This window comes from Paracoccus sp. SSJ (genome assembly GCF_030234105.1).
In the GTDB taxonomy this organism is placed as follows: Bacteria; Pseudomonadota; Alphaproteobacteria; order Rhodobacterales; family Rhodobacteraceae; genus Paracoccus; species Paracoccus denitrificans.
This window is the reverse complement of record NZ_JASSPE010000003.1, coordinates 222,643-242,001: the sequence shown is the minus strand read 5'-3', so window position 1 is coordinate 242,001 and position 19,359 is coordinate 222,643. Positions and strand designations below refer to the sequence as shown.

Here is a 19,359-nt window from a genome sequence, read left to right as displayed (position 1 = left end):
TCGCGTCAGGCCACCTCGGCAAAGACCTTGTCGAGCGCCTTTTCCAGCTTTTCGAACATCTCGTCCATCTGCGCCTCGGTCAGGATGAAGGGCGGACACAGCACGATGGACTGGCCCAGCGGCCGGCAGATCAGCCCCAGATCGGTGCAGGTATTGGCGATGCGCTCGCTGACCGAAAGATTGGCGTCGAAGGGGGTCTTGGTCGGCTTGTCCTTGACCGCCTCCAGCGCCCACATGAAGCCGATGCCGCGGTATTCGCCGATGTTCGGGCGGTCGGCGATGCGCTTCAGCCCCGCCTCGAAGCGGGGTGCGAGGCGGCGGACATTCTCGGCCAGCCCCTCGTTCATCACCACGTCGATGGCCTTCAGCGCGATGGCGCAGCCGACCGGATGGCCCGAGGCGGTGAAGCCGTGCGGGAACTCCTCGATCGCCTCGACCGCGGCCTCGACCCGCTTGGCGAGGTCGGGCCCGAGGATGACGGCGCCCATCGGGAAGAAGCCCGCGGTCAGGTTCTTGGACGAGATGATCGCATCGGGCATGAAGTCGTAGGTCAGGCAGCCCCAGGTGTTGCCGGTGCGCCCGAAGCCGCAGATCACCTCGTCCGAGATCATCGGGATATCATGCTTGCGCAAGATCGGCAGGATGGCCTGGAAATAACCCTTCGCCGGCGGGATCACCCCCCCCGCGCCCATCACCGGCTCGGCGAAGAAGCCGGCGATGGTGTCGGCGCCCTCACGGGTGATGGTATCCTCAAGCTCGCGTGCCAGGCGGGCGACGAATTGCGCCTCGGTCTCGCCTTCCTCGCCATAGCGCCAGTAATGCGGGCAGGTCAGGTGGATGAAGCCGGGCAGCGGCAGGCCGAAGACCGAGTTGTAGGGCTTGCCGGTCATCGAGGCCGAAACCGCGGTCACGCCGTGATAGGCGTTCCAGCGCGTCAGGATCTTGCGCTTTTGCGGCTTGCCCTCGGCGGCATGCAGGAACCACAGCATCTTGACCATGGTGTCGTTCGCCTCGGAGCCGGAATTGGTATAGAAGACCCGGCCGTTGTCGAATGGCGAGACCTCGACCAGCTTTTCCGACAGCATCACGGTCTGGTCGGACATGCGGCCGAAAAAGGCGTGATAGCCGGGAAAGCGGTCGTATTGCGCCTTGGCGGCCTCGATCAGGCCCTTGTGGTCGAAGCCCGCGACCATGTTCCACAGGCCCGAATTGGCATCCAGATAGCGGCGGCCATGGACATCGACGATATAGGGCCCCTCGCCATGGGTCACGACGACCGTGCCCCGCTGATGGACCGAGGGCATGTCGGTGAAACCGTAGAGCGAATAGGTCTCGGCCCGGGCTTCCCAGCTTTGCGGTTGGTTCATGTCGTCAGCCTCCATCTGCTTTGCCGAAAGGCTAGCCGGGCGCCGGGGGCGGTTCAATGGGGGCCGCAGCGGCTTTGGCCAAGTGCCGGGCCGCGGGGCGGCGCATCGGCGAATTGCCGGGCGCGGCGGTGGAAATGCCGGGGCGGGACGGCAGGGTTGGTGCCCGTGGCCGGCGTCGGATGAGTATTTGCGGAACAGAGAAGGGCAGGCGGGCGGCGCTTTCGATGCGCCGTAGCGCTAGCCCCTCGGCAAGAGCCGCAGGCGGATGCCGTCCTTGCCCCGCAGCGTCAGCCGCATGATCGGGACCGGGCGCTCGCGGCCGGGTTCAAGGCGATAGGCGCGGACCAGTGCCGCGAGGATCAGCGGTCCCTCGACCATGGCGAAGCCCGCGCCGGGGCAGGCACGGGCGCCGGCCGAAAAGGGGATGAAGGCCCGGCGCAGGCAGGTCTTGCCGTTCTCGGTTTCCCAGCGCGAGGGGTCGAAGCCGTCGGGGTTCACCCACAGCCGTTCGTGCCGGTGCAGGTGCCAGGGCGAGAGCACCAGTTGAGCCCCCCTGGGTGCCTTGCGGTCGCGCAGGGTCTCGGCCTGCCGGCATTGCCGCACGGTCATGGCAACGGGCGGATAGAGCCGCAGCGCCTCGCGGAAGACGGCGCGGGCCAGCGGCAGGTTGCGAGTCGCGGCGAAATCGGCGGCGAGGTTCAGCCGCGCCTCCTCGGCCAGCCGGTCCTGCCAGTCCGGGTTTTCCGCCAGCAGGTAGAGCGCCCAGGCCAGCGCCGAGGCGCCGGTTTCATGCCCGGCGAGGAAGAAGGTCGCGACCTCGTCGATCATCTCGGCCTCGGTGAACAGATCGCCGGTCTGCGGGTCGGGCGTGGTCATGATCTTGGTCGCCAGATCCTGCGGTGCGGTGCCTGCCCGGATCTGCGCGGCACGAACCGAAACCAGTTGGCGGATCAGGCCGCGGATGCGGCGCGCAGTCTCGCGCACCCGGCGGGTGTGCAGCCGCGCCCAGCGGGGCAGCGCCATCAGCCCGCCCAGGTTCACCATCGGCTGCGCCTCCTGATGTTCGCGGAAGGCTTGGAAGACCTGGACGGCGATCTCATCCTCGATCGGGATCGAGAACAGCGTGCGGAAGATCACGTCGGCGGCGATATGGCTGGTCTGCGGCTCGATGTCGATCTCGGCGCCGTCGGCCAGCGGTTGCAGCCGGGCGGTGCCGGCCAGGGCTGCCTCCCACATGGCCGGGAAAGCCTCGCGCAGCCTTCCGCCCTCGAAGGCGGGGTCGATGATGCGACGCTGGTGCAGCCAGGTCTCTCCGTTCGAGATGAAGCTGGAATTGCCCAGCAGCGGCTGCAACCCGGCCGCCATGCGCGGCGATTTCGGGAAATCCATCGGCCGCTCGCGCAGGATCATGTCGACCAGCGCCGGGTCGTTGCAGGTGAAGCTGTGGATGAAGGGGCCGCGGAACTCGGCCATCCAGGCGCGGTAGAGCTTGTCCGATTGCGCTGACAGGATGTCGCGGCGAAAGTCGCGGATGAAGCGCCAGACCGAGCCGCGCCCCTGTCGGGCAGAAGGCTTGGGCGGGATCATGTCGCCACCCAGCGATTGACGGGCCGGGCGATCCGGCCCGGCGAATGCGAGCGCCCGGCGAAACGCCGGCCGAGCGTCAGCGGTCCCGCGGTAATGGCGAAATAGTCGTAGTCGCCCGGCCGGTCGAAGGCGCAGAGATACTGGAAATGCAGCCGAAACCAGCGCCCGCGCAATTTGCGCCGCTTTTCGGGCGAAAGCGTTTGGGTGAAGGCGGCGGATAGGATCAGCGGATGGCGGCGGCCGGGCGGCTCGACCCCCGAGACCGCCACCGGATCGCAAAGCCCGAAGCAGCAGGCATCGCCCGGCGCGGTCACGTCGATCCAGTCGAGCTTCGCGCTGCCCGCGAGATCGCGCAGGTCGGCGCGCAGGCGGTTCGCGCGCGGCAGGAAGGACGCCATCGGCACGACATGGCCCAGCGACAGGTAGGAGAGGCGCGGCCCCTGCGCCGGCACCCGCCCCGAGCGGATCAGCCCGGCCAGCACCGAAACGCCCAGATAGGCGCCCGAACTGTGGCCGACCACCAGCACCTCGTCCCAGTCGCCCGCCAGCACCTCTGCGATGCGGTCGGCGAAAAGGGCCAGCCGCGCCTCCAGCGCCGGGGGATAGGCGCCCAGGTCCCGGGCGGTGAAGGCATAGTCATGCATCAGATACCAGGCGAAGATCCTGCCGTCGATGCGCCGCCACAAATGCAGCCCCGCCCAGGTCAGCGCCGGCATGACCGGCCCGCCCAGCCACCAGCCAAGGCCGGTCAGCCGCCCCAAAGCCCAGCCGATGAGCGCCCCGGCCAGCGCCGAGAGCAGAAGCTGCGCCAGCAGCACCGCCACCGGATAAAGCGCCGCGATCACCGGCCCGCGCCGCAGCCGCGCCAGACGCATCAGCGCGCCCGAGCCGATATAGGCCCATGCCGTGCGGAAAAGCTGGCCATAGGTCGCAAGGATACCCTGGCCCATCGAGCCCTGCACGATATCGGCCCAGACCAGCACCTCGAACTCGGCCTCGACGCGCCGGCCGCCGAAATCGCCGCTCACGCCCCAGCCGAAGCCCTTACGGTCGCGCCGCGGGCCCAATTCCAGCCTGTAGCCCGAGATGCGCGCCTGTTCGGCGCCCTCGCGCCTGTAAAGTTCGCGATAGCGGCGGGGCGGGATCGGGTCATAGCCCGGAATGTAAAGGATGCGGCGACGAAAGGGGCGGGTCATGGAAAATCAACTGCTTGCCGGCGCAGCATAACCCATTCGCGCGCGCAGACAAGTTAGACCAATTCCCAGCGCGCCTCCAGCTTTTCGATGGCGGCGATGCGCGCATCGGCCGGGGGGTGCGACATGAGCCAGGCCGGCGCACCGGCACGGCCCGCGCCCGCCAGCCGGTCGAGCTTGCGAAACAGGCTTTTCTGCGGCCCGGTGCCCAGCCCCGCCTTGACCATCAGCGCGCTGGCGAAGGCGTCGGCCTCGAATTCGTCCTGGCGCGACAGGCGAGCGGCGATGGCGCTGGCGGCGATATTGGCGATCCAGACGCCGATGCCGGGCAGAAAGCGGCCCAGCACGCCCGCCAGCACCATCCGCACCACGTTCTGGCCGGCGAAATCCACCATGCGACGCCGGGTATGGCCATGGGCGACATGGCCCAGCTCATGCGCGATGACGGAAGCCAGCTCGGCCTCGGTCACCTCGCCGCGGTCCAGCCGGTCGAGGAAACCGCGGGTCAGGAAGATGCGGCCGTCGGGTGCGGCCAGCCCGTTCACATGGCCGACCTCGTAGACATGCGCCTGCACGCGCGGCAGGTCCATGGCGCGGCCCAGCCGGTCCAGCATCGGCACCAGCCGGGGATGGCGCAGCGGCGTGGACTTGGCGTTCAGCTCGGCCTTCAGCCGCCACGCGGAAAAGAACCACATCGCGGCGGCATAGAGCAGGATCAGCAGGATCGGCGTCAGCTTCAGCATAAGCGCAATATGGGCATGGCGCGGCCGTCAGCCAAGGATGCGCATGGCCTGGGTCAGCCCCTCCAGCGTCAGGGGCTGCATCCGGTCCTCGAAGATGTCCCGAATCATGGCGATCGAGCGGGTATGGCCCCAATGCGCGCGCGGCACCGGGTTCAGCCAGACATGGTCGGGCCAGGTCTCGCGCAGACGCCGCAGCCAAGTCTCGCCCGATTCGGGGTTCCAATGCTCGTTGGCGCCGCCGGGGATCGCAATCTCATAGGGCGACATCGAGGCGTCGCCGACGAAGATCGCCTTGTAGTCGCGGCCGAAGCGGTTGATGACCTCCCATGTTGGCGTGGTCTCGGTCCAGCGGCGGCGATTGTCCTTCCACAGCGCCTCATAGACGCAATTGTGGAAGTAGAAATGCTCCAGGTGCTTGAACTCGGCCCGGGCGGCCGAGAACAGCTCGTCCACCAGCCGGGAATGGTCGTCCATGCTGCCGCCGGCATCCAGGAACAGCAGAACCTTGACCGCATTGTGCCGCTCGGGCCGGGTCTGGACGTCGATATAGCCGTGCTCGGCGCTGGCCCGGATGGTGCCGGGCAGGTCCAGCTCCTCCAGCGCGCCGTGCCGCGCCCATTGCCGCAGCCGCTTCAGCGCCACCTTGATGTTGCGGGTGCCCAGTTCGACCGAATCGTCGAAATCCCGAAACTCGCGCTTGTCCCAGACCTTGACGGCGCGGCGGTGGCGGCTCTCATGCTGGCCGATGCGCACGCCCTCGGGATTGTAGCCATAGGCGCCGAAGGGCGAGGTGCCGGCGGTGCCGATCCACTTGTTGCCGCCCTGGTGGCGGCCCTGCTGTTCGGCCAGCCGCTCGCGCAGGCGCTTCATCAGCTCCTCGAAGGATCCGGCGCCCTCGACCGCGGCGCGCTCCTCGGGCGTGAGCAGCTTTTCGGCCAGCTTTTCCAGCCATTCGCGCGGGATCGAGACCTCGTTCACCAGCGCCTCGATGGGGATCTCGTCGAGGCCCGAGAAGGCTTCGGCGAAAGCGCGGTCGAATCGGTCGATATGCGCCTCGTTCTTGACCAGCGTGGCGCGGGCCAGGTGATAGAACCCCTCGGGCGTCCAATCCGACAGCCCGGCCTGCAGCCCGGCCAGAAGGTCCAGGTATTCCCGCAGGCTGGCCGGCACCCCGTGCCTGCGCAGACTGTCGAGGAACGGCCGGAACATCAGCCCATCCGGCTGACGAAGACGGTCAGGAATATGCCCAGCACGGTCAGCGCCAAGGCATGGGCGGCGGCATATTGCAGCTTGTCGGCGCGGCTGCCGCCGGCTTTCGCGGCGCGCATCCAGCCGATCGCTGCGCCAAGGATGAATGCGGCGATCACGATCATGGGGCAGGGCATAGCCCGCCCCCGCGGCCCTGTCGAGAGGCACGCCCCTGAACGCCCCCCTTGAAGGCGTGGCGGGCGCAGGTTACTTTCGGACCAACTTGTTATCGGAGGGCGTGACCATGGCGCCCAGGCGTCCTGCGGGTGCGGACGCGTTCCCGAGAAAAACGGTCGAGCCTTTCGCCACCCGCCCGGCCGAGGACGGGCCGCTCTATGCGGCTTTGGATCTTGGCACGAACAGCTGCCGGATGCTGATTGCCCGCCCCGCGGGCAGCCAGTTCCAGGTGGTCGACAGTTTCTCGAAGCCGGTCCAATTGGGCCACGGCCTCGAGGCATCAGGCAGGCTGTCGCGTCCCTCGATGGCGCGGACGGTGCATGCCTTGCAGGTGTGCCGGCGCAAGCTCGAGGCGCATCAGGTCACGCGCATGCGCCTGGTCGCGACCGAGGCCTGCCGGCGGGCGAGGAACAGCCGCGATTTCCTGCGCATGATCCGGCGCGAGACCGGCCTGCCGGTCGAGATCATCGATGCCGAGGAAGAGGCGCGGCTGGCCGTGATCTCCTGCGCGCCGCTGGTCAGCCAGCGGACCGAGCAATTGCTGGTCGTCGATATCGGCGGCGGCTCGACCGAGCTGGTCTGGATCGACCTGGAGGATGTCGAGCCCAAGGAACGGTCGCGCGCCATCATGCGGCTGGGCGACGGCTTTCGCGATCCGCTGCCGGGCGGCGCCCGGGTGGTGGACTGGATCAGCGTGCCGCTGGGCGTCGCGACGCTGCGCGACCAGTTCGAGGATGTCGAGGACGACCAGGGCCGCTTCGCGCTGATGTCCTGGCATTTCGAGGAGATGCTGGCGGATTTCGCCCCCTATGCCCTGGCGCAGACCATGGAGGAGGGGTTCCAGATCATCGGCACCTCGGGCACGGTGACGACCGTGGCGGCCAGCCATCTGGGCCTGCGCCGCTATGACCGAACCAAGGTGGACGGGCTGATCATGAGCTCGGCCCAGATCGACCGGGTGATCCGCGACTACCTGTCGCTGGGGCCCGAGGGGCGGCGCGCCGACCCCCGCATCGGGCGCGAGCGGCATGCGCTGATCATGTCGGGCGCCGCGATCCTGCAGACGCTGATGCGGGTCTGGCCGACGACGCGGCTGTCGGTCGCCGATCGCGGCCTGCGCGAGGGGTTGCTTTATGCGCAGATGGTCAAGGACGGGGTGCTGGCCCCGGATGGAATGAACGGGGTGGCATGAGATGAGCGAAGGCAAGAAGCCGGGCTCCGGGCGCAAGAGCTCGGGCCGCGGCCAGCGCGACCTGCGGGTGCGGGTCAAATCGGCCAAGGGACGCAAGCTTTCCAGCACGCTCTGGCTGGAGCGGCAGTTGAACGACCCCTATGTCGCGCGGGCGAAGCGCGAGGGCTATCGCGGCCGCGCCGCCTACAAGATCCTGGAACTGGACGACAAGTATCGCTTCCTGGTGCCGGGGGCGCGGGTGGTCGATCTGGGCTGCGCGCCGGGCGGCTGGTGCCAGGTGGCGGTCGCGCGGGTGAACGCCCTGGGCGACAAGTCCGGCAAGAAGGTCGGCCGCGTGCTGGGCGTGGACCTGCAAGAGGTCGATCCGATCCCGGGGGCCGAGATCCATCAGCTGGACTTCCTGTCGGAGGGTGCGGACGAACAGGTCAAGGCATGGCTGGGCGGCCGGGCCGATGTGGTGATGTCGGACATGGCCGCGGCCTCGTCCGGGCACAAGGGCACCGACCACCTGCGCATCGTCGCGCTGGTCGAGGCGGCGGCGCAACTGGCCTTCGACGTGCTGGAGCCGGGCGGCACCTTCGTCGCCAAGGTTCTGGCCGGCGGGGCCGAGAACGAGATGCAGGCCATGCTCAAGCGCAATTTCCGCAAGGTGGCGAATGTGAAGCCCCCGGCAAGCCGCTCCGACTCTTCCGAGAAATTCGTGGTGGCCCAAGGGTTCCGCGGCCGTGGCGACGCGGAGGATGTCGAAAACGGCGAGGACGACGGGGCATGAGGATCGGGAAGGCGCCGGGCCGGGCGGCCCGCTGCCGTATCCGCCCGCAGAGCCCCCGATAGCGGCCTGCGCCGTGGCGCATGGCGGGATGCGGCTTTGGACGTTCCGTGCCGGCACCGTTGAGCCCGGAATGCGCTCAGCGTCCGTCGGTCGGCCGCTTGCCTTGGAGTTCGCGCATCAGCGTCCGGTAGGCCTGGGGCGTGCGGCCGGTCGCCGCCAGGAAGGTGCGCATGAAGTGCCCGGGCCCGCTATAGCCCAGCATGCCCGCAATCTCGGCCACCGGCCCGTCGCCGTCGCGCAGCGCCCGGATCGCGCATTGCAGCCGCAGGTCGTAAAGCAGTTCCAGCGCGCTGCGCCCCCGGCTTTGCCGGCAGGCACGGTCGAGCTGCGCCAGTGAGCAGTCCAGCCGCCGCGCCATCTCGGCCATGGTCTGGTTCAACGGCAACTCCGCCCCCGCCAGACGCAGGAACCTTTCGGTCAGCGCCCGCGCCCGGGCGAGGTCGCCGGCCGGCGGCTCGGACCGGGCCGGACTGTCGTCGAGCCGCGACAGCACCGCCGCGATCCGTGCAAGCCCGCCGGCGGTCGCGGCATGGCGTGCCGGGCCGCATGGCGGCTCCGAAGCCAGCGCGAACAGGGCCGGATCGAGCAGGTCCGCATCTTCGGCCGCCGGCTGGCCGTGGCTGAACCCCGAAGGCAACGGCGGGCCCTTGCACAACGCGGGCGGGATCAGCAGTGCCAACCCGCGAACCTCGGGCGGCGGCTTCAGGGAAAAGGCCGTGCCCGCCGGAATGAAGGCGACGCGTCCGGGCGGCAGCGGGTGGTTGTGGCGGGGAAACATGATCGTGACCATGCCCTCGGTCGGGCGGAGCAGCACATGGTCGCCCCGGACCCGAGGGCTGGGCGGAGCGGTCCGGCTCCGCACCGGCCCGCCCCAGTGAAGGCCCGCCAGCGGGATCAGGCGCAACCCGTCGCCCGGGCGGCCCCGCGGCAGCGGCTGGGACCGGAGCGCAGGGCCGGACGGCAGCAGGGGTGCCGCCGCCTCGGAGGGTTCGACGACATCGGGGGCCAGGACCGAGGGCCGGCCGCGCGGGTCGGCAGGCGGGGCCGCTGGCGGGATGGCCGCCCGCATCAGCCGCGGATCGGTTTCCGCCGGCTCCAGGATCGCTCCTGCGGTGATGCCGGCCGCGACCAGCCGCGCCACGACCGGATCGGACGGGGCAAGGGCGTGGCGGGCTTCATTCATCAGGCGCGGCTTTCAGCGAATCCATGTCGGAAGGCTATCCCCATGGCGAGAAATCGCGAAGGGCATATTCCGCTCACGGTTGTTATAAGGTCAATATGTCCTAGCAGTGCGGCAAAACCCGCACAAGTCAGCCGCCGATGCCGATCCAGCGCCAGTCGCGCATGCGGCCGCGAAAGAAGCTGCGCTGCGCCTTGGCATATTGCCTCGTGGCGATGACCGCGCGTCGCGCGGCCTCGTCCAGATCGATCCGGCCTTGCAGATGCGCGACAAGTTCCGGCGCCCCGATGGCCTTGGCCCAAAGCGCATCGGGGTTCCAGTGCGGCAGCATCGCGCGCACCTCGTCCAACGCGCCCTGCTCCAGCATCAGGTGAAAGCGGCGGGCGATGCGTTCGGCCAGCCAGTCGCGATCCGGGTTCAGCACCAGCAGATGCGCGGCCGCGGGGTCAATCAGCGGCGGCGGCGTCTCGGCCTGCCAGGCGGCGATGCCGCGCCCGGTGGTGGTCAGCACTTCCCAGGCACGCTGGACGCGCACCGGATTTCTCAGGTCGATGCGCGCGCGGGTGGACGAATCGAGATCCTCGATCATGCGGGCCAGCCCGCCGGGCTGGCGCACCAGTTGGTCGGCCTGGGCGCGGATCTCGGGCGGGGTCGGGGGAATCACTGCCAGTCCGCGGCTGAGCGCGTTCAGGTAAAGCCCGGTTCCGCCGGTCACGATCAGCCGGCCGCGGCCCGAATCGCAGCCCTTATCCATGAGAGCGGCGACCTCGGCCAGCCAGGCGCCGACGGAATAGGCGCGATCCGGCGCGACGTGGCCGTAAAGCGCATGCGGGGCGCGGGCCTCGTCCTCGGCCGTGGGCCGGGCGGTCAGCAACCGCCAGCAGGACCAGACCTGCAAGGCATCGGCATTGACGACGGTGCCGCCCTGCGCCTCGGCGATCTCCAGCGCCAGCGCGGATTTGCCGCTGGCGGTCGGCCCGGCGATCAGAATAGGGCGGGCGGGATCCAGCTCGGCCAGGATCGGGTGACGCAGGGTCATTTCGGCTCGGGTCGGCGGCGGTTGAACATGGGGCCTGTTTGCGACATTTTGCCCGGCAATGAAACAGCCGCAAAAAGGTGAACCCATGTCGGAAAGCGCGTCCAAGACCCCCGGAAGCTATTCGCGCGTGATGCTGAAGATTTCGGGCGAGGCGCTCATGGGGGACCAGGGCTACGGCCTGCACCCGCCGACCGTCGCCCGCATCGCGCAAGAGGTCAAATCCGTCCATGACATGGGCATCGAGATCTGCATGGTCATCGGCGGCGGCAATATCTTCCGCGGGCTTCAGGGCAGCGCCCAGGGCATGGAGCGGGCGACCGCCGACTATATGGGGATGCTCGCCACGGTGATGAACGCGCTGGCCATGCAGGCGGCGCTGGAGGCGCTGAAGATCCATACCCGCGTGATCTCGGCCATCCGCATGGACGAGGTGGCCGAGCCCTATATCCGCCGCCGCGCCGTCCGCCACCTGGAAAAGAAGCGCGTCTGCATCTTCGCCGCCGGCACCGGCAACCCCTATTTCACCACCGACACCGCCGCCACGCTGCGCGCCAACGAGATGAACTGCGAGGCGATCTTCAAGGGCACCAAGGTCGACGGCGTCTACGACAAGGACCCGAACAAGTTCCCCGATGCCAAGCGCTACGACGACGTGACCTATGACGAGGTGCTGCAAAAGCACCTGGGGGTCATGGACGCCTCGGCCATCGCGCTGGCCCGCGACAACGACCTGCCGATCATCGTCTTCTCGCTGGACGAACCGGGCGGTTTCCGCGGAATCCTGGCGGGAAGCGGCACATATACGCGCGTCCATGGGTAAAATCCCCGTATAGGCTTTGCCATGCGGGCGTGGCTCGGCTAAAAGCGGCGAAAATCACAGCACAGAGGCCATGACCGAGCATGTCCGACGAGATCGAGATCGACACCGACGACCTAGAGCGCCGCATGAAGGGCGCGATGGAATCCCTGCGCCATGAATTCGCCTCGCTGCGCACCGGCCGCGCCTCGGCCAGCATGGTCGAGCCGATCATGGTCGATGCCTACGGCTCGCCCACGCCGATCAACCAGATCGGCACGGTGAACGTGCCCGAACCGCGCATGGTCACGATCAACATCTGGGACAAGGGCCTGGTCGGCAAGGCCGAGAAGGCGATCCGCGAATCGGGCCTGGGCATCAACCCGCAGCTCAACGGCACCATCATCATGCTGCCGATCCCCGAGCTGAACGAAGAGCGCCGGCGCGAACTGACCCGCGTCGCCGCGCAATATGCCGAACATGCCCGCGTCGCCATCCGCAACGTGCGACGCGACGGCATGGACCAGATCAAGAAGGCCAAGTCCTCGGGCATGTCCGAGGACGACCAGAAGTTCTGGGAGGGCGCCGTGCAGGAACTGACCGACAAGATGATCGCCTCGGTGGATCAGGCGCTCGAGGCCAAGCAAGCCGAAATCATGCAGGTCTGACGCATGGCCGAGATCGCAGCCAGCCTGTCGAAGCCCGGCGGAGGGGACCAGCGGCCCCGTCATGTCGCCATCATCATGGATGGCAACGGCCGCTGGGCCAAGAACCGGGGCTGGCCGCGACTGGTCGGGCATCGGCGCGGCGCCGAGCGCGTCAAGCAGATCGTCCGCGCCTGTCCCGACCTGGGGGTGAACTGGCTGACGGTCTATGCCTTCTCGACCGAGAACTGGAAGCGCTCGACCGAGGAAGTGCTGGGCCTGATGGGCATCTTCGCCCGCTATATCGAGCGCGAGGCGGACGGGCTTTCCGCCGAGGGCGTACGCATGCGCTTCATCGGCGGGCGCGAGCGGCTGGAACCCAAGCTGCAGCGGCTGATGGCCGGGATCGAGGCGCGCACCGCCGGCAACACCCGGCTGAACCTGACCGTGGCGATCAATTACGGCGGCCGGGACGAGCTGACCCGGGCCGCGGCCCGGCTGGCGGCACGCATCGGCCGGGGCGAGGTCGCCGAGCCGACCGAGGCCGACCTGGCCGACTGCCTGGACACGGCCGGCCATCCCGACCCGGACCTGGTGATCCGCACCAGCGGCGAGACGCGGACCTCGAATTTCCTGCCCTTCCAGGCGGCCTATTCGGAATATGAGTTCACCCAGACGCTCTGGCCGGACTTCACGCCCGAGCATCTGGCCGAGATCCTCGACCGCTACGGGCTGCGCGACCGGCGCTTCGGCGGCGCATGAGCGGGGACGGACCACAGCCGGGCCGGTTGCGCGGCGCCTTGCAGCGCGGACGCGACAAATGGGCCGATCTCTGGCCGCGCCTTCTGTCGGGCGCGGTGCTGGCGGTGCTGGGGCTGTTGCTGCTGCTGTCCTCGGGGCTTTGGATCCGGCTGGGCGTCTCGGCCGTCATCGGGGTGATGATGTGGGAACTGGCGCGGCTGACCGGCTGGCGCCATCCCGAATTCCGCAGCCCGCGCCATCCGGTGCTGATCGCCATCCTGTCGGGGCTGGTGATGCTGGCCATGCTGGTGCTGCCCGGCGACTGGCCGATGGCGCTGGCACTGGTGCCGATGATCGCCGGCTGGCACGGCACGCATGAACACGAACGCCCGGCCTATCTGCTGTTCACCCTGGCGATCCTGGGTGCCGGCTATGCGCTGGTGGTGATCCGCGAGGTGATGGGCCTGCCGACGCTGGCCTGGATCGTCGGCACCGTGGTGCTGTCCGACGTGCTGGGCTATTTCATCGGCCGCAAGCTGGGCGGGCCGCGCTTCTGGCCGGCGATCAGCCCCAAGAAGACCTGGAGCGGCACCATCGCCGGCTGGGCGGGCGCGCTGGTGCTGGCGCTGGTCCTGATGCTGGCCGGGCAGGCGCCCTGGCCGGTCCTGGTGCTCGGCCCGCTGATCGCGCTGGCCGGGCAGTTCGGCGACATCGCGGAAAGCTGGCTCAAGCGCCGGGTCGGGGTCAAGGACAGTTCCGATCTGATCCCCGGCCATGGCGGCGTCCTGGACCGTTTCGACGCCATGTCCGGGGCGTTGCTCATGGCGCTGCTGCTTTTGATCGGCGATCTCTTACCCGTTATCGGAGGCTGAGACGATGCGCAGCATATCCGTGCTGGGCGCGACCGGGTCGGTCGGCGAAAGCGCATTCGATCTGTTGATGCGGGCCGGCGGCCCCGAGCGCTTCCGCACCGTCGCCCTGACCGGCGGCGCCAATGTCGCGCGGCTGGCCCAGATGGCCCGCGCGCTGCGGGCCGAACTCGCCGTCACCGCATGGCCGGAGCGCCTGGCCGATCTGCGCGCGGCACTTGCCGGCAGCGGGATCGAGGCCGCGGCGGGACCGCAGGTCGTGGCCGAGGCCGCCGCCCGCCCGGCCGACTGGACGCTGTCCGCCATCGTCGGCGCCGCCGGCCTGCCGCCGGGGCTTGAGGTGCTGAACCGAGGCGGCACCCTGGCGCTGGCGAACAAGGAAACCCTGGTGGCCGCCGGACCGCTGGTCATGGCCCGCGCCCGGGAGACCGGCGCACGCATCCTGCCGGTCGATTCCGAGCATTCCGCGATCTTTCAGGCACTTCACGGCGAAAACCTCGATTCTGTCGAGCATGTGACCATCACCGCCTCGGGCGGCGCATTCCGCGACTGGCCGCTGGAGCGGCTGGCACGCGCGACGGTGGCCGAGGCCAGCCGGCATCCGAACTGGGACATGGGCCAGCGCATCACCATCGACAGCGCCAGCATGTTCAACAAGGCGCTGGAAGTCATCGAGGCGCATGAATTCTTCGGCCTGGGCGTCGACCGCCTGCGGGTGCTGGTGCATCCGCAATCGATCATCCATGCCATGGTCACGCATCGCGACGGCGGCAGCATCGCGCATCTGGGGGCTCCGGACATGCGCCATGCCATCGGCTATGCGCTGAACTGGCCCGCGCGCGCCGCCCTGCCGGTGCCGGCGCTGGACCTGGCGGCGCTTGGCAGCCTGACCTTTGCCCAGCCGGACGAGGTGCGCTGGCCTGCCCTGCGGCTGGCGCGCGAGGCGATCGGGGCCGGCGGTGCCGCGGGTGCGGTGCTGAACGCCGCCAAGGAGCAGGCGCTGGACGACTTCATCGCCGGGCGCATCCGCTTTACCGACATGGCGCCCGCGGTCGAGCACGCGCTGGCGCTGGCCGCGCGCGAGGCCGGCTTTGCGCAAAGTCCGCGCGACCTTGGCGAAGTGCTGCATTGGGACGATTTCGCGCGGCGGGCGGCAGCGCAATGGCAGGGGGCGGCATGAGCCTGGTTCTGGACATGATGGGCGGGTTCCTGTGGACCGTGGCGGCCTTCATCGTCGCGCTGTCGGTCATCGTCACCGTGCATGAATACGGCCATTACATCATCGGCCGGCTGTGCGGCATCAAGGCCGAGGTGTTTTCGCTGGGCTTCGGGCCGCGGCTGGCGGCGCGGCGCGACCGGCACGGCACGGTCTGGCAGGTGGCGGCTATCCCGCTGGGCGGCTATGTGCGCTTTCTGGGTGATGCCGATGCGGCCAGCGCGGGATCGGTGCCGGTCGATCCGGCCCGCGCGCGCCAAAGCCTGACCGGCGCGCCGCTCTGGGCGCGCTTCGCCACCGTTGCGGCGGGGCCGGTGTTCAACTTCATCCTGTCGATCCTGGTCTTTGCCGGCATGGCGATCTGGCAGGGCCTGCCGGTGGACGAGGTCCGGGTGGGGCAGCTGCACCCGACGCCGCCCGGCGTCGAGATGCAGTTGCAACCGGGCGACCGCGTTTTGGCGCTGGACGGCCGGCCCGTCGCTAACTGGCGCGACCTTGGCGCGGCGGCGGGCGAATTGCCCTCGCGTCCCAGCCACGACTGGACCGTGCTGCGCGACGGCACCGAAATCACCGTGCCGGGCCCCGACCCGATGCCGCCGCTGGTCACCGGCATCGCGCCGCGCAGCCCGGCGGCCACGGCGGGGCTGAAGCCGGGCGACGTGATCCTGGCCATCGACGGCGAGCCTGTCTCGCGCTTCGACGAATTGCGTCGGCATGTGGCCGAGGCCGAGGGCCGGCCGGTGCTGCTGAAGGTTTGGCGCGAGGGCGAGGGCGAAGCCGACTACACCCTGGCTGCGCGCGAACAGGACCTGCCCACCGGCGACGGCTATGCAAGGCGCTGGCTGATCGGCGTGACCGGCGGCGGCACCTATTTCGAGCCTGCGACCCGCCCGGCTGCCATGGGCGAGGCGCTGGGGATCGGCGCCGCGCGCACCTGGGACATCATCGCCTCGTCTGTCTCGGGGCTCTGGGCGATGATCACCGGCCAGATCGGCAGCTGCAACCTGGGCGGCGCGATCTCGATCGCCGAGACCACGGGGCAGGCGGCCTCGGCGGGGGGCGGAAACTTCATCTGGTGGATCGCCGTGCTGTCCGCGGCCATCGGTTTTCTGAACCTGCTGCCGGTGCCGGTGCTCGATGGCGGGCACCTGATGTTCTATCTCTACGAGGCCGTGGCGGGCCGGCGGCCGTCGGACCGGGTGATGGATATCCTGTCGGCGCTGGGGCTGGCGGCGGTGCTGTCGCTGATGGTTCTGGGCCTCACCAACGATCTTTTCTGCCCCTGAGCGGCGCTAGGCTTTTGACAGTGTAGGCCGCTTCGCTGTATCCATCGGGGCAAATATGGCGGGACCAACCCGCCGGGCAACGCATTATTCGCGAGGGGCGGCGATGACGGACAGGAAACTCGGCAAGGGCGCGCTGGCGCTGATCTCGGCGCTGGCAGTGGCCGCGCCGGTCGCGATGGTGGCGACCCCCGCCTCGGCCTATGTCTTCAGCAACGTGCGGATCGAGGGTAACCAGCGCATCGAACCCGCGACGATCCTGTCCTATCTGGATCTGCCGCGCGGCCAGGACGTCTCGGCCGGGGCGCTGAACGACGCCATGCAGCGGCTTCAGAACTCGGGCCTGTTCGAGACGGTCGAACTGGTGCCCTCGGGCGGGACGCTGGTGGTTCGGGTGGCGGAATATCCCACCATCAACACCGTCGCATTCGAGGGCAACAGGCGGCTCAAGAACGAGAACCTGGCCGAGATCGTCAAGTCGCAGTCGCGCCGGGTCTATTCCCCCGCCCAGGCCGAGGCCGATGCCGCCGCGATCAGCCAGGTCTATGCCTCGCAGGGGCGCCTGGCCGCCCGCGTCGATCCGCGCATCATCCGCCGCGGCAGCAACCAGGTCGATCTGGTCTTCGAGATCCGCGAAGGCGACGTGACCGAGATCGAGCGCATCGGTTTCGTCGGCAACCGCGCCTTTTCCGACCGCCGGTTGCGCAACGTGCTGCAAACCAAGCAGGCCGGCATCCTGCGCACCTTCATCCGCCGCGACACCTTCGCCCCCGAGCGGGTGCCGCTGGACGAGAAGCTGCTGACCGATTTCTACCGCTCGCGCGGCTATGCCGATTTCCGCGTGCAGGCGGTGGCGCCGGAACTGGCTCGGGAACGCGACGCCTTCTACATCACCTTCCAGATCCATGAAGGCCCGCGCTATACCTTCGGCACCATCAACACCGTCAGCGAAATCCCGGGCGTCGATGCGACGGAATTCGCCGCCCAGAACCGGGTCAAGCGCGGCGCGGTCTACAACCCGACCGACATCGACACCACCATCCGCCGGATGGAGGCGCTGGCGCTGCGCAAGGGGCTGAACTTCGTCAATATCGAGCCGCGCGTCACCCGCAACGAGCGCAGCCAGACCCTGGACCTGACCTTTGCCCTGACGCGCGGGCCGCGCGTCTTCGTCGAACGCATCGACATCGAGGGCAACACCACCACGCTGGACGAGGTGATCCGCCGCCAGTTCGCCACGGTCGAGGGCGACCCCTTCAACCCGCGCGAGATCCGCAATTCGGCCGAACGGCTGCGCGCGCTTGGCTTTTTCTCGGATGTGCAGGCGGAAAGCCGTCCGGGCTCGTCGCCCGAGCAGGTCATCGTCGACGTGAACGTCGAGGAGCAGCCGACCGGCAGCCTGAACTTCGGCGTCAGCTACGGCGCCGCGACCGGCGTCGGCTTCAACATCTCGCTGTCGGAAAAGAACTTCCTGGGCCGCGGGCAGCAGGTGGACCTGGCCTTTTCGACCGGCACGGATACGCAAAGCTCGGGCCTGACCTTCGTCGAGCCCTATTTCCTGGGACGCAACCTGCGCGCCCGGGCCCAGGCTTGGTACAACACCACCGACCGGCTGAATTCGGACTACAACACCCGCACCGTCGGCTTCCTGACCGGGATCGAGTTCCCGGTCTCGGAAAACGGCCGGGTGGAACTGCGCTACAAGCTCAGCAAGGACACGCTGTTCGACGTCGAAGAGATCCACATGGATTCGGAAAGCAGCCGGCTGGTCGGCTCGTCGCCGATCCTCTTCGACGAGCAGGGCGGCTTCTTCACCTCGGCGGTCGGCTATACCTACAGCTATGACAGCCGCATCGCCGGGCTGGACCCGGTGACCAGCTACCGGCTGCGCGCCGGCCAGGATTTCGCCGGGCTGGGCGGTGACGTGAAGTCTGTCACCAGCACGCTTTACGCCGGCGTCGAAAGCCGCGCATGGCGCGAAAACGTGACCATGCTGGCCGAGCTGGAGTTTGGCGCGGTGCATATGCTGGACGACCAGAACAGCCGCTTCCTGAACCGCTTTACCGGCAACGGCAAGATTCGCGGCTTTGAGCCGAACGGGCTGGGACCGCGCGACCTGAACGCGCCGAACCAGGACGCGCTTGGCGGCAACTACTTCTGGGCGCTGCGCACCGAGTTGCAGTTCCCGCTGGGCCTGCCCGAGGAATATGGCATCACCGGCGGGCTTTTCGCCGATGCCGGTTCTGTCTGGGGGCTGGACAACACCACCGGCGCGACGCCCGGCGACTATCCGCAAGAGGTCGACGACGGCATGAAGGTCCGTGCCGCGGTCGGCGCCTCGATCTTCTGGACCACGCCGATCGGCCCGTTGCGCTTCAACTTCGCCAAGGCCCTCAAGAAAGAGGACTATGACGAGGAGCAGACCTTCGACCTGACCATCTCGACCCGGTTCTGATGGGCCGGGGGCGCGGCATCGCGGCGCTGGCGCTGGCGACCCTGCTGGCGCTGCCTTCGGGCGCGCTGGCCCAGCAGGCCGCCCCCGTGCCGGTGCCCTCGGAACCGGATGCCGGGCCGGCTAATGATGTGCCGCCCATCGTGGTCGAGACGCCGCCGTCCAATGGCGAGGCGGTGCTGCCGGTGCTGACCCTGGATCAGGAGATGCTTTACCTGCACTCGAAATGGGGACAGCGGGTGCAGGCGGACCTGGAGCAGCGCGGGCGCGAGATCGCGGCCGAGAACGACCGGCTCGCCGACCAGTTCGCCACCGAGGAGCAGGAGCTGACCGCATTGCGCCAGACCCTGCCGCCCGACGAGTTCCGCAAGCGCGCCGACGAGTTCGACAAGCGCGTGGTCGAGGTGCGCCGCGCCCGCGACGCGGCCGCCCGCAGCCTGCAGACCGAGGCCGACGAGGAGCGCCAGGCCTTCTTTCGCGCCGTGCTGCCCGTGCTGGCGGCGCTGATGCGCGAACGGGGCGCGGTGGTGGTGCTGGATCAGCGCGCGATCTTCGTCGCCTCGCAATCCATCGACGTCACCGATGTGCTGATCGAACGCATAGACCGCGAGGTCGGCACCGGCCCGTTGGCCGAACAGCCCGGGACGGATGCGCCGGGACAGGACGCCTCTGACGCTGCGACAGGGGACGAGCCGGAGCAGGGGGGGGACGAGCCACCCGTGTCGCCGGCCGACGCCGCGCCGGAGGCGCCGGCCACCGTGCCCGGACCTGTCGACGAATAGCACCGTAACCGCGATCCG

The 19,359-nt window shown here is 68.9% G+C and carries 18 protein-coding genes; 10 read left to right on the top strand and 8 right to left on the bottom strand.

Translation table 11 applies throughout. The annotated features are described in order from the left end of the window. Nucleotides 1–5: 5 nt before the first annotated feature. The 6 genes from QPR87_RS05030 to QPR87_RS05005 all read right to left on the bottom strand — a co-directional run bounded on the left by QPR87_RS05030 (nucleotide 6) and on the right by QPR87_RS05005 (nucleotide 6,275). Nucleotides 6–1,367, bottom strand: coding sequence for an aminotransferase (locus QPR87_RS05030; RefSeq protein WP_285048662.1), 1,362 nt, complete (start codon nucleotides 1,365–1,367; stop codon nucleotides 6–8). Nucleotides 1,368–1,604: 237 nt separating this feature from the next. After that, a complete protein-coding gene (locus QPR87_RS05025) occupies nucleotides 1,605–2,954 on the bottom strand; it encodes a cytochrome P450 (protein WP_285048660.1) in 1,350 nt (449 codons plus the stop codon). After that, nucleotides 2,951–4,150 carry a hypothetical protein gene (locus QPR87_RS05020; RefSeq protein ID WP_285048659.1) on the bottom strand — a complete coding sequence of 400 codons (1,200 nt, stop codon included), beginning with the start codon at nucleotides 4,148–4,150 and terminating at the stop codon, nucleotides 2,951–2,953. The genes QPR87_RS05025 and QPR87_RS05020 overlap by 4 nt, the downstream gene beginning before the upstream one ends. 53 nt (nucleotides 4,151–4,203) lie before the next feature. Then, complete coding sequence (locus QPR87_RS05015) at nucleotides 4,204–4,890, bottom strand: M48 family metallopeptidase (protein WP_011750221.1); 687 nt, start codon at nucleotides 4,888–4,890, stop codon at nucleotides 4,204–4,206. Nucleotides 4,891–4,917: 27 nt separating this feature from the next. Next, the gene (locus QPR87_RS05010; RefSeq protein WP_230999792.1) at nucleotides 4,918–6,099 is read right to left on the bottom strand and encodes a vWA domain-containing protein; all 1,182 of its coding nucleotides are present in this window, start codon (nucleotides 6,097–6,099) and stop codon (nucleotides 4,918–4,920) included. Continuing rightward, nucleotides 6,099–6,275 carry a hypothetical protein gene (locus QPR87_RS05005; protein ID WP_157137457.1) on the bottom strand — a complete coding sequence of 59 codons (177 nt, stop codon included), beginning with the start codon at nucleotides 6,273–6,275 and terminating at the stop codon, nucleotides 6,099–6,101. Before QPR87_RS05005 ends, QPR87_RS05010 begins: the two co-directional genes overlap by 1 nt. A 107-nt stretch (nucleotides 6,276–6,382) precedes the next feature. Between QPR87_RS05005 and QPR87_RS05000 the strand changes: the two genes are divergently transcribed. Together QPR87_RS05000 and QPR87_RS04995 are read left to right on the top strand one after the other, a co-directional pair. Next, nucleotides 6,383–7,507 (top strand): Ppx/GppA phosphatase family protein, encoded by a 1,125-nt coding sequence (locus tag QPR87_RS05000; RefSeq protein WP_011750223.1) that lies wholly within the window; start codon nucleotides 6,383–6,385, stop codon nucleotides 7,505–7,507. A gap of 1 nt (nucleotide 7,508) precedes the next feature. Next, nucleotides 7,509–8,279, top strand: a complete 771-nt coding sequence (locus QPR87_RS04995; RefSeq protein WP_011750224.1) for an RlmE family RNA methyltransferase — start codon at nucleotides 7,509–7,511, stop codon at nucleotides 8,277–8,279. A gap of 136 nt (nucleotides 8,280–8,415) precedes the next feature. Here the strand turns inward: QPR87_RS04995 and QPR87_RS04990 are convergent, their stop codons facing one another. Together QPR87_RS04990 and miaA are read right to left on the bottom strand one after the other, a co-directional pair. Further along, on the bottom strand, nucleotides 8,416–9,522 hold the full coding sequence (locus QPR87_RS04990) for a helix-turn-helix transcriptional regulator (RefSeq protein WP_285048655.1): 1,107 nt from the start codon (nucleotides 9,520–9,522) through the stop codon (nucleotides 8,416–8,418). A 127-nt stretch (nucleotides 9,523–9,649) separates the two neighbouring features. Continuing rightward, nucleotides 9,650–10,558 carry a tRNA (adenosine(37)-N6)-dimethylallyltransferase MiaA gene (miaA, locus tag QPR87_RS04985; protein ID WP_285048653.1) on the bottom strand — a complete coding sequence of 303 codons (909 nt, stop codon included), beginning with the start codon at nucleotides 10,556–10,558 and terminating at the stop codon, nucleotides 9,650–9,652. A gap of 85 nt (nucleotides 10,559–10,643) precedes the next feature. On the opposite strand from miaA, the gene pyrH reads away from it, so the two are divergent. The 8 genes from pyrH to QPR87_RS04945 all read left to right on the top strand — a co-directional run bounded on the left by pyrH (nucleotide 10,644) and on the right by QPR87_RS04945 (nucleotide 19,341). Next, nucleotides 10,644–11,378 (top strand): UMP kinase, encoded by a 735-nt coding sequence (pyrH, locus tag QPR87_RS04980; RefSeq protein ID WP_011750227.1) that lies wholly within the window; start codon nucleotides 10,644–10,646, stop codon nucleotides 11,376–11,378. A gap of 80 nt (nucleotides 11,379–11,458) precedes the next feature. Beyond that, nucleotides 11,459–12,022 carry a ribosome recycling factor gene (frr, locus tag QPR87_RS04975; RefSeq protein ID WP_011750228.1) on the top strand — a complete coding sequence of 188 codons (564 nt, stop codon included), beginning with the start codon at nucleotides 11,459–11,461 and terminating at the stop codon, nucleotides 12,020–12,022. A 3-nt stretch (nucleotides 12,023–12,025) separates the two neighbouring features. Further along, a complete protein-coding gene (uppS, locus tag QPR87_RS04970) occupies nucleotides 12,026–12,760 on the top strand; it encodes a polyprenyl diphosphate synthase (protein WP_011750229.1) in 735 nt (244 codons plus the stop codon). Continuing rightward, nucleotides 12,757–13,611 carry a phosphatidate cytidylyltransferase gene (locus tag QPR87_RS04965; protein ID WP_011750230.1) on the top strand — a complete coding sequence of 285 codons (855 nt, stop codon included), beginning with the start codon at nucleotides 12,757–12,759 and terminating at the stop codon, nucleotides 13,609–13,611. The genes uppS and QPR87_RS04965 overlap by 4 nt, the downstream gene beginning before the upstream one ends. A gap of 4 nt (nucleotides 13,612–13,615) precedes the next feature. After that, nucleotides 13,616–14,788: a 1-deoxy-D-xylulose-5-phosphate reductoisomerase gene (dxr, locus tag QPR87_RS04960; protein WP_285048650.1), complete on the top strand. Its 1,173-nt coding sequence runs from the start codon at nucleotides 13,616–13,618 to the stop codon at nucleotides 14,786–14,788. Next, complete coding sequence (gene rseP / locus QPR87_RS04955) at nucleotides 14,785–16,110, top strand: RIP metalloprotease RseP (protein ID WP_285048649.1); 1,326 nt, start codon at nucleotides 14,785–14,787, stop codon at nucleotides 16,108–16,110. Before dxr ends, rseP begins: the two co-directional genes overlap by 4 nt. A 103-nt stretch (nucleotides 16,111–16,213) precedes the next feature. Next, nucleotides 16,214–18,562, top strand: a complete 2,349-nt coding sequence (gene bamA, locus QPR87_RS04950) for an outer membrane protein assembly factor BamA (protein WP_011750233.1) — start codon at nucleotides 16,214–16,216, stop codon at nucleotides 18,560–18,562. Then, nucleotides 18,562–19,341, top strand: coding sequence for an OmpH/Skp family outer membrane protein (locus QPR87_RS04945; protein ID WP_285048646.1), 780 nt, complete (start codon nucleotides 18,562–18,564; stop codon nucleotides 19,339–19,341). The genes bamA and QPR87_RS04945 overlap by 1 nt, the downstream gene beginning before the upstream one ends. Nucleotides 19,342–19,359 lie beyond the last annotated feature (18 nt).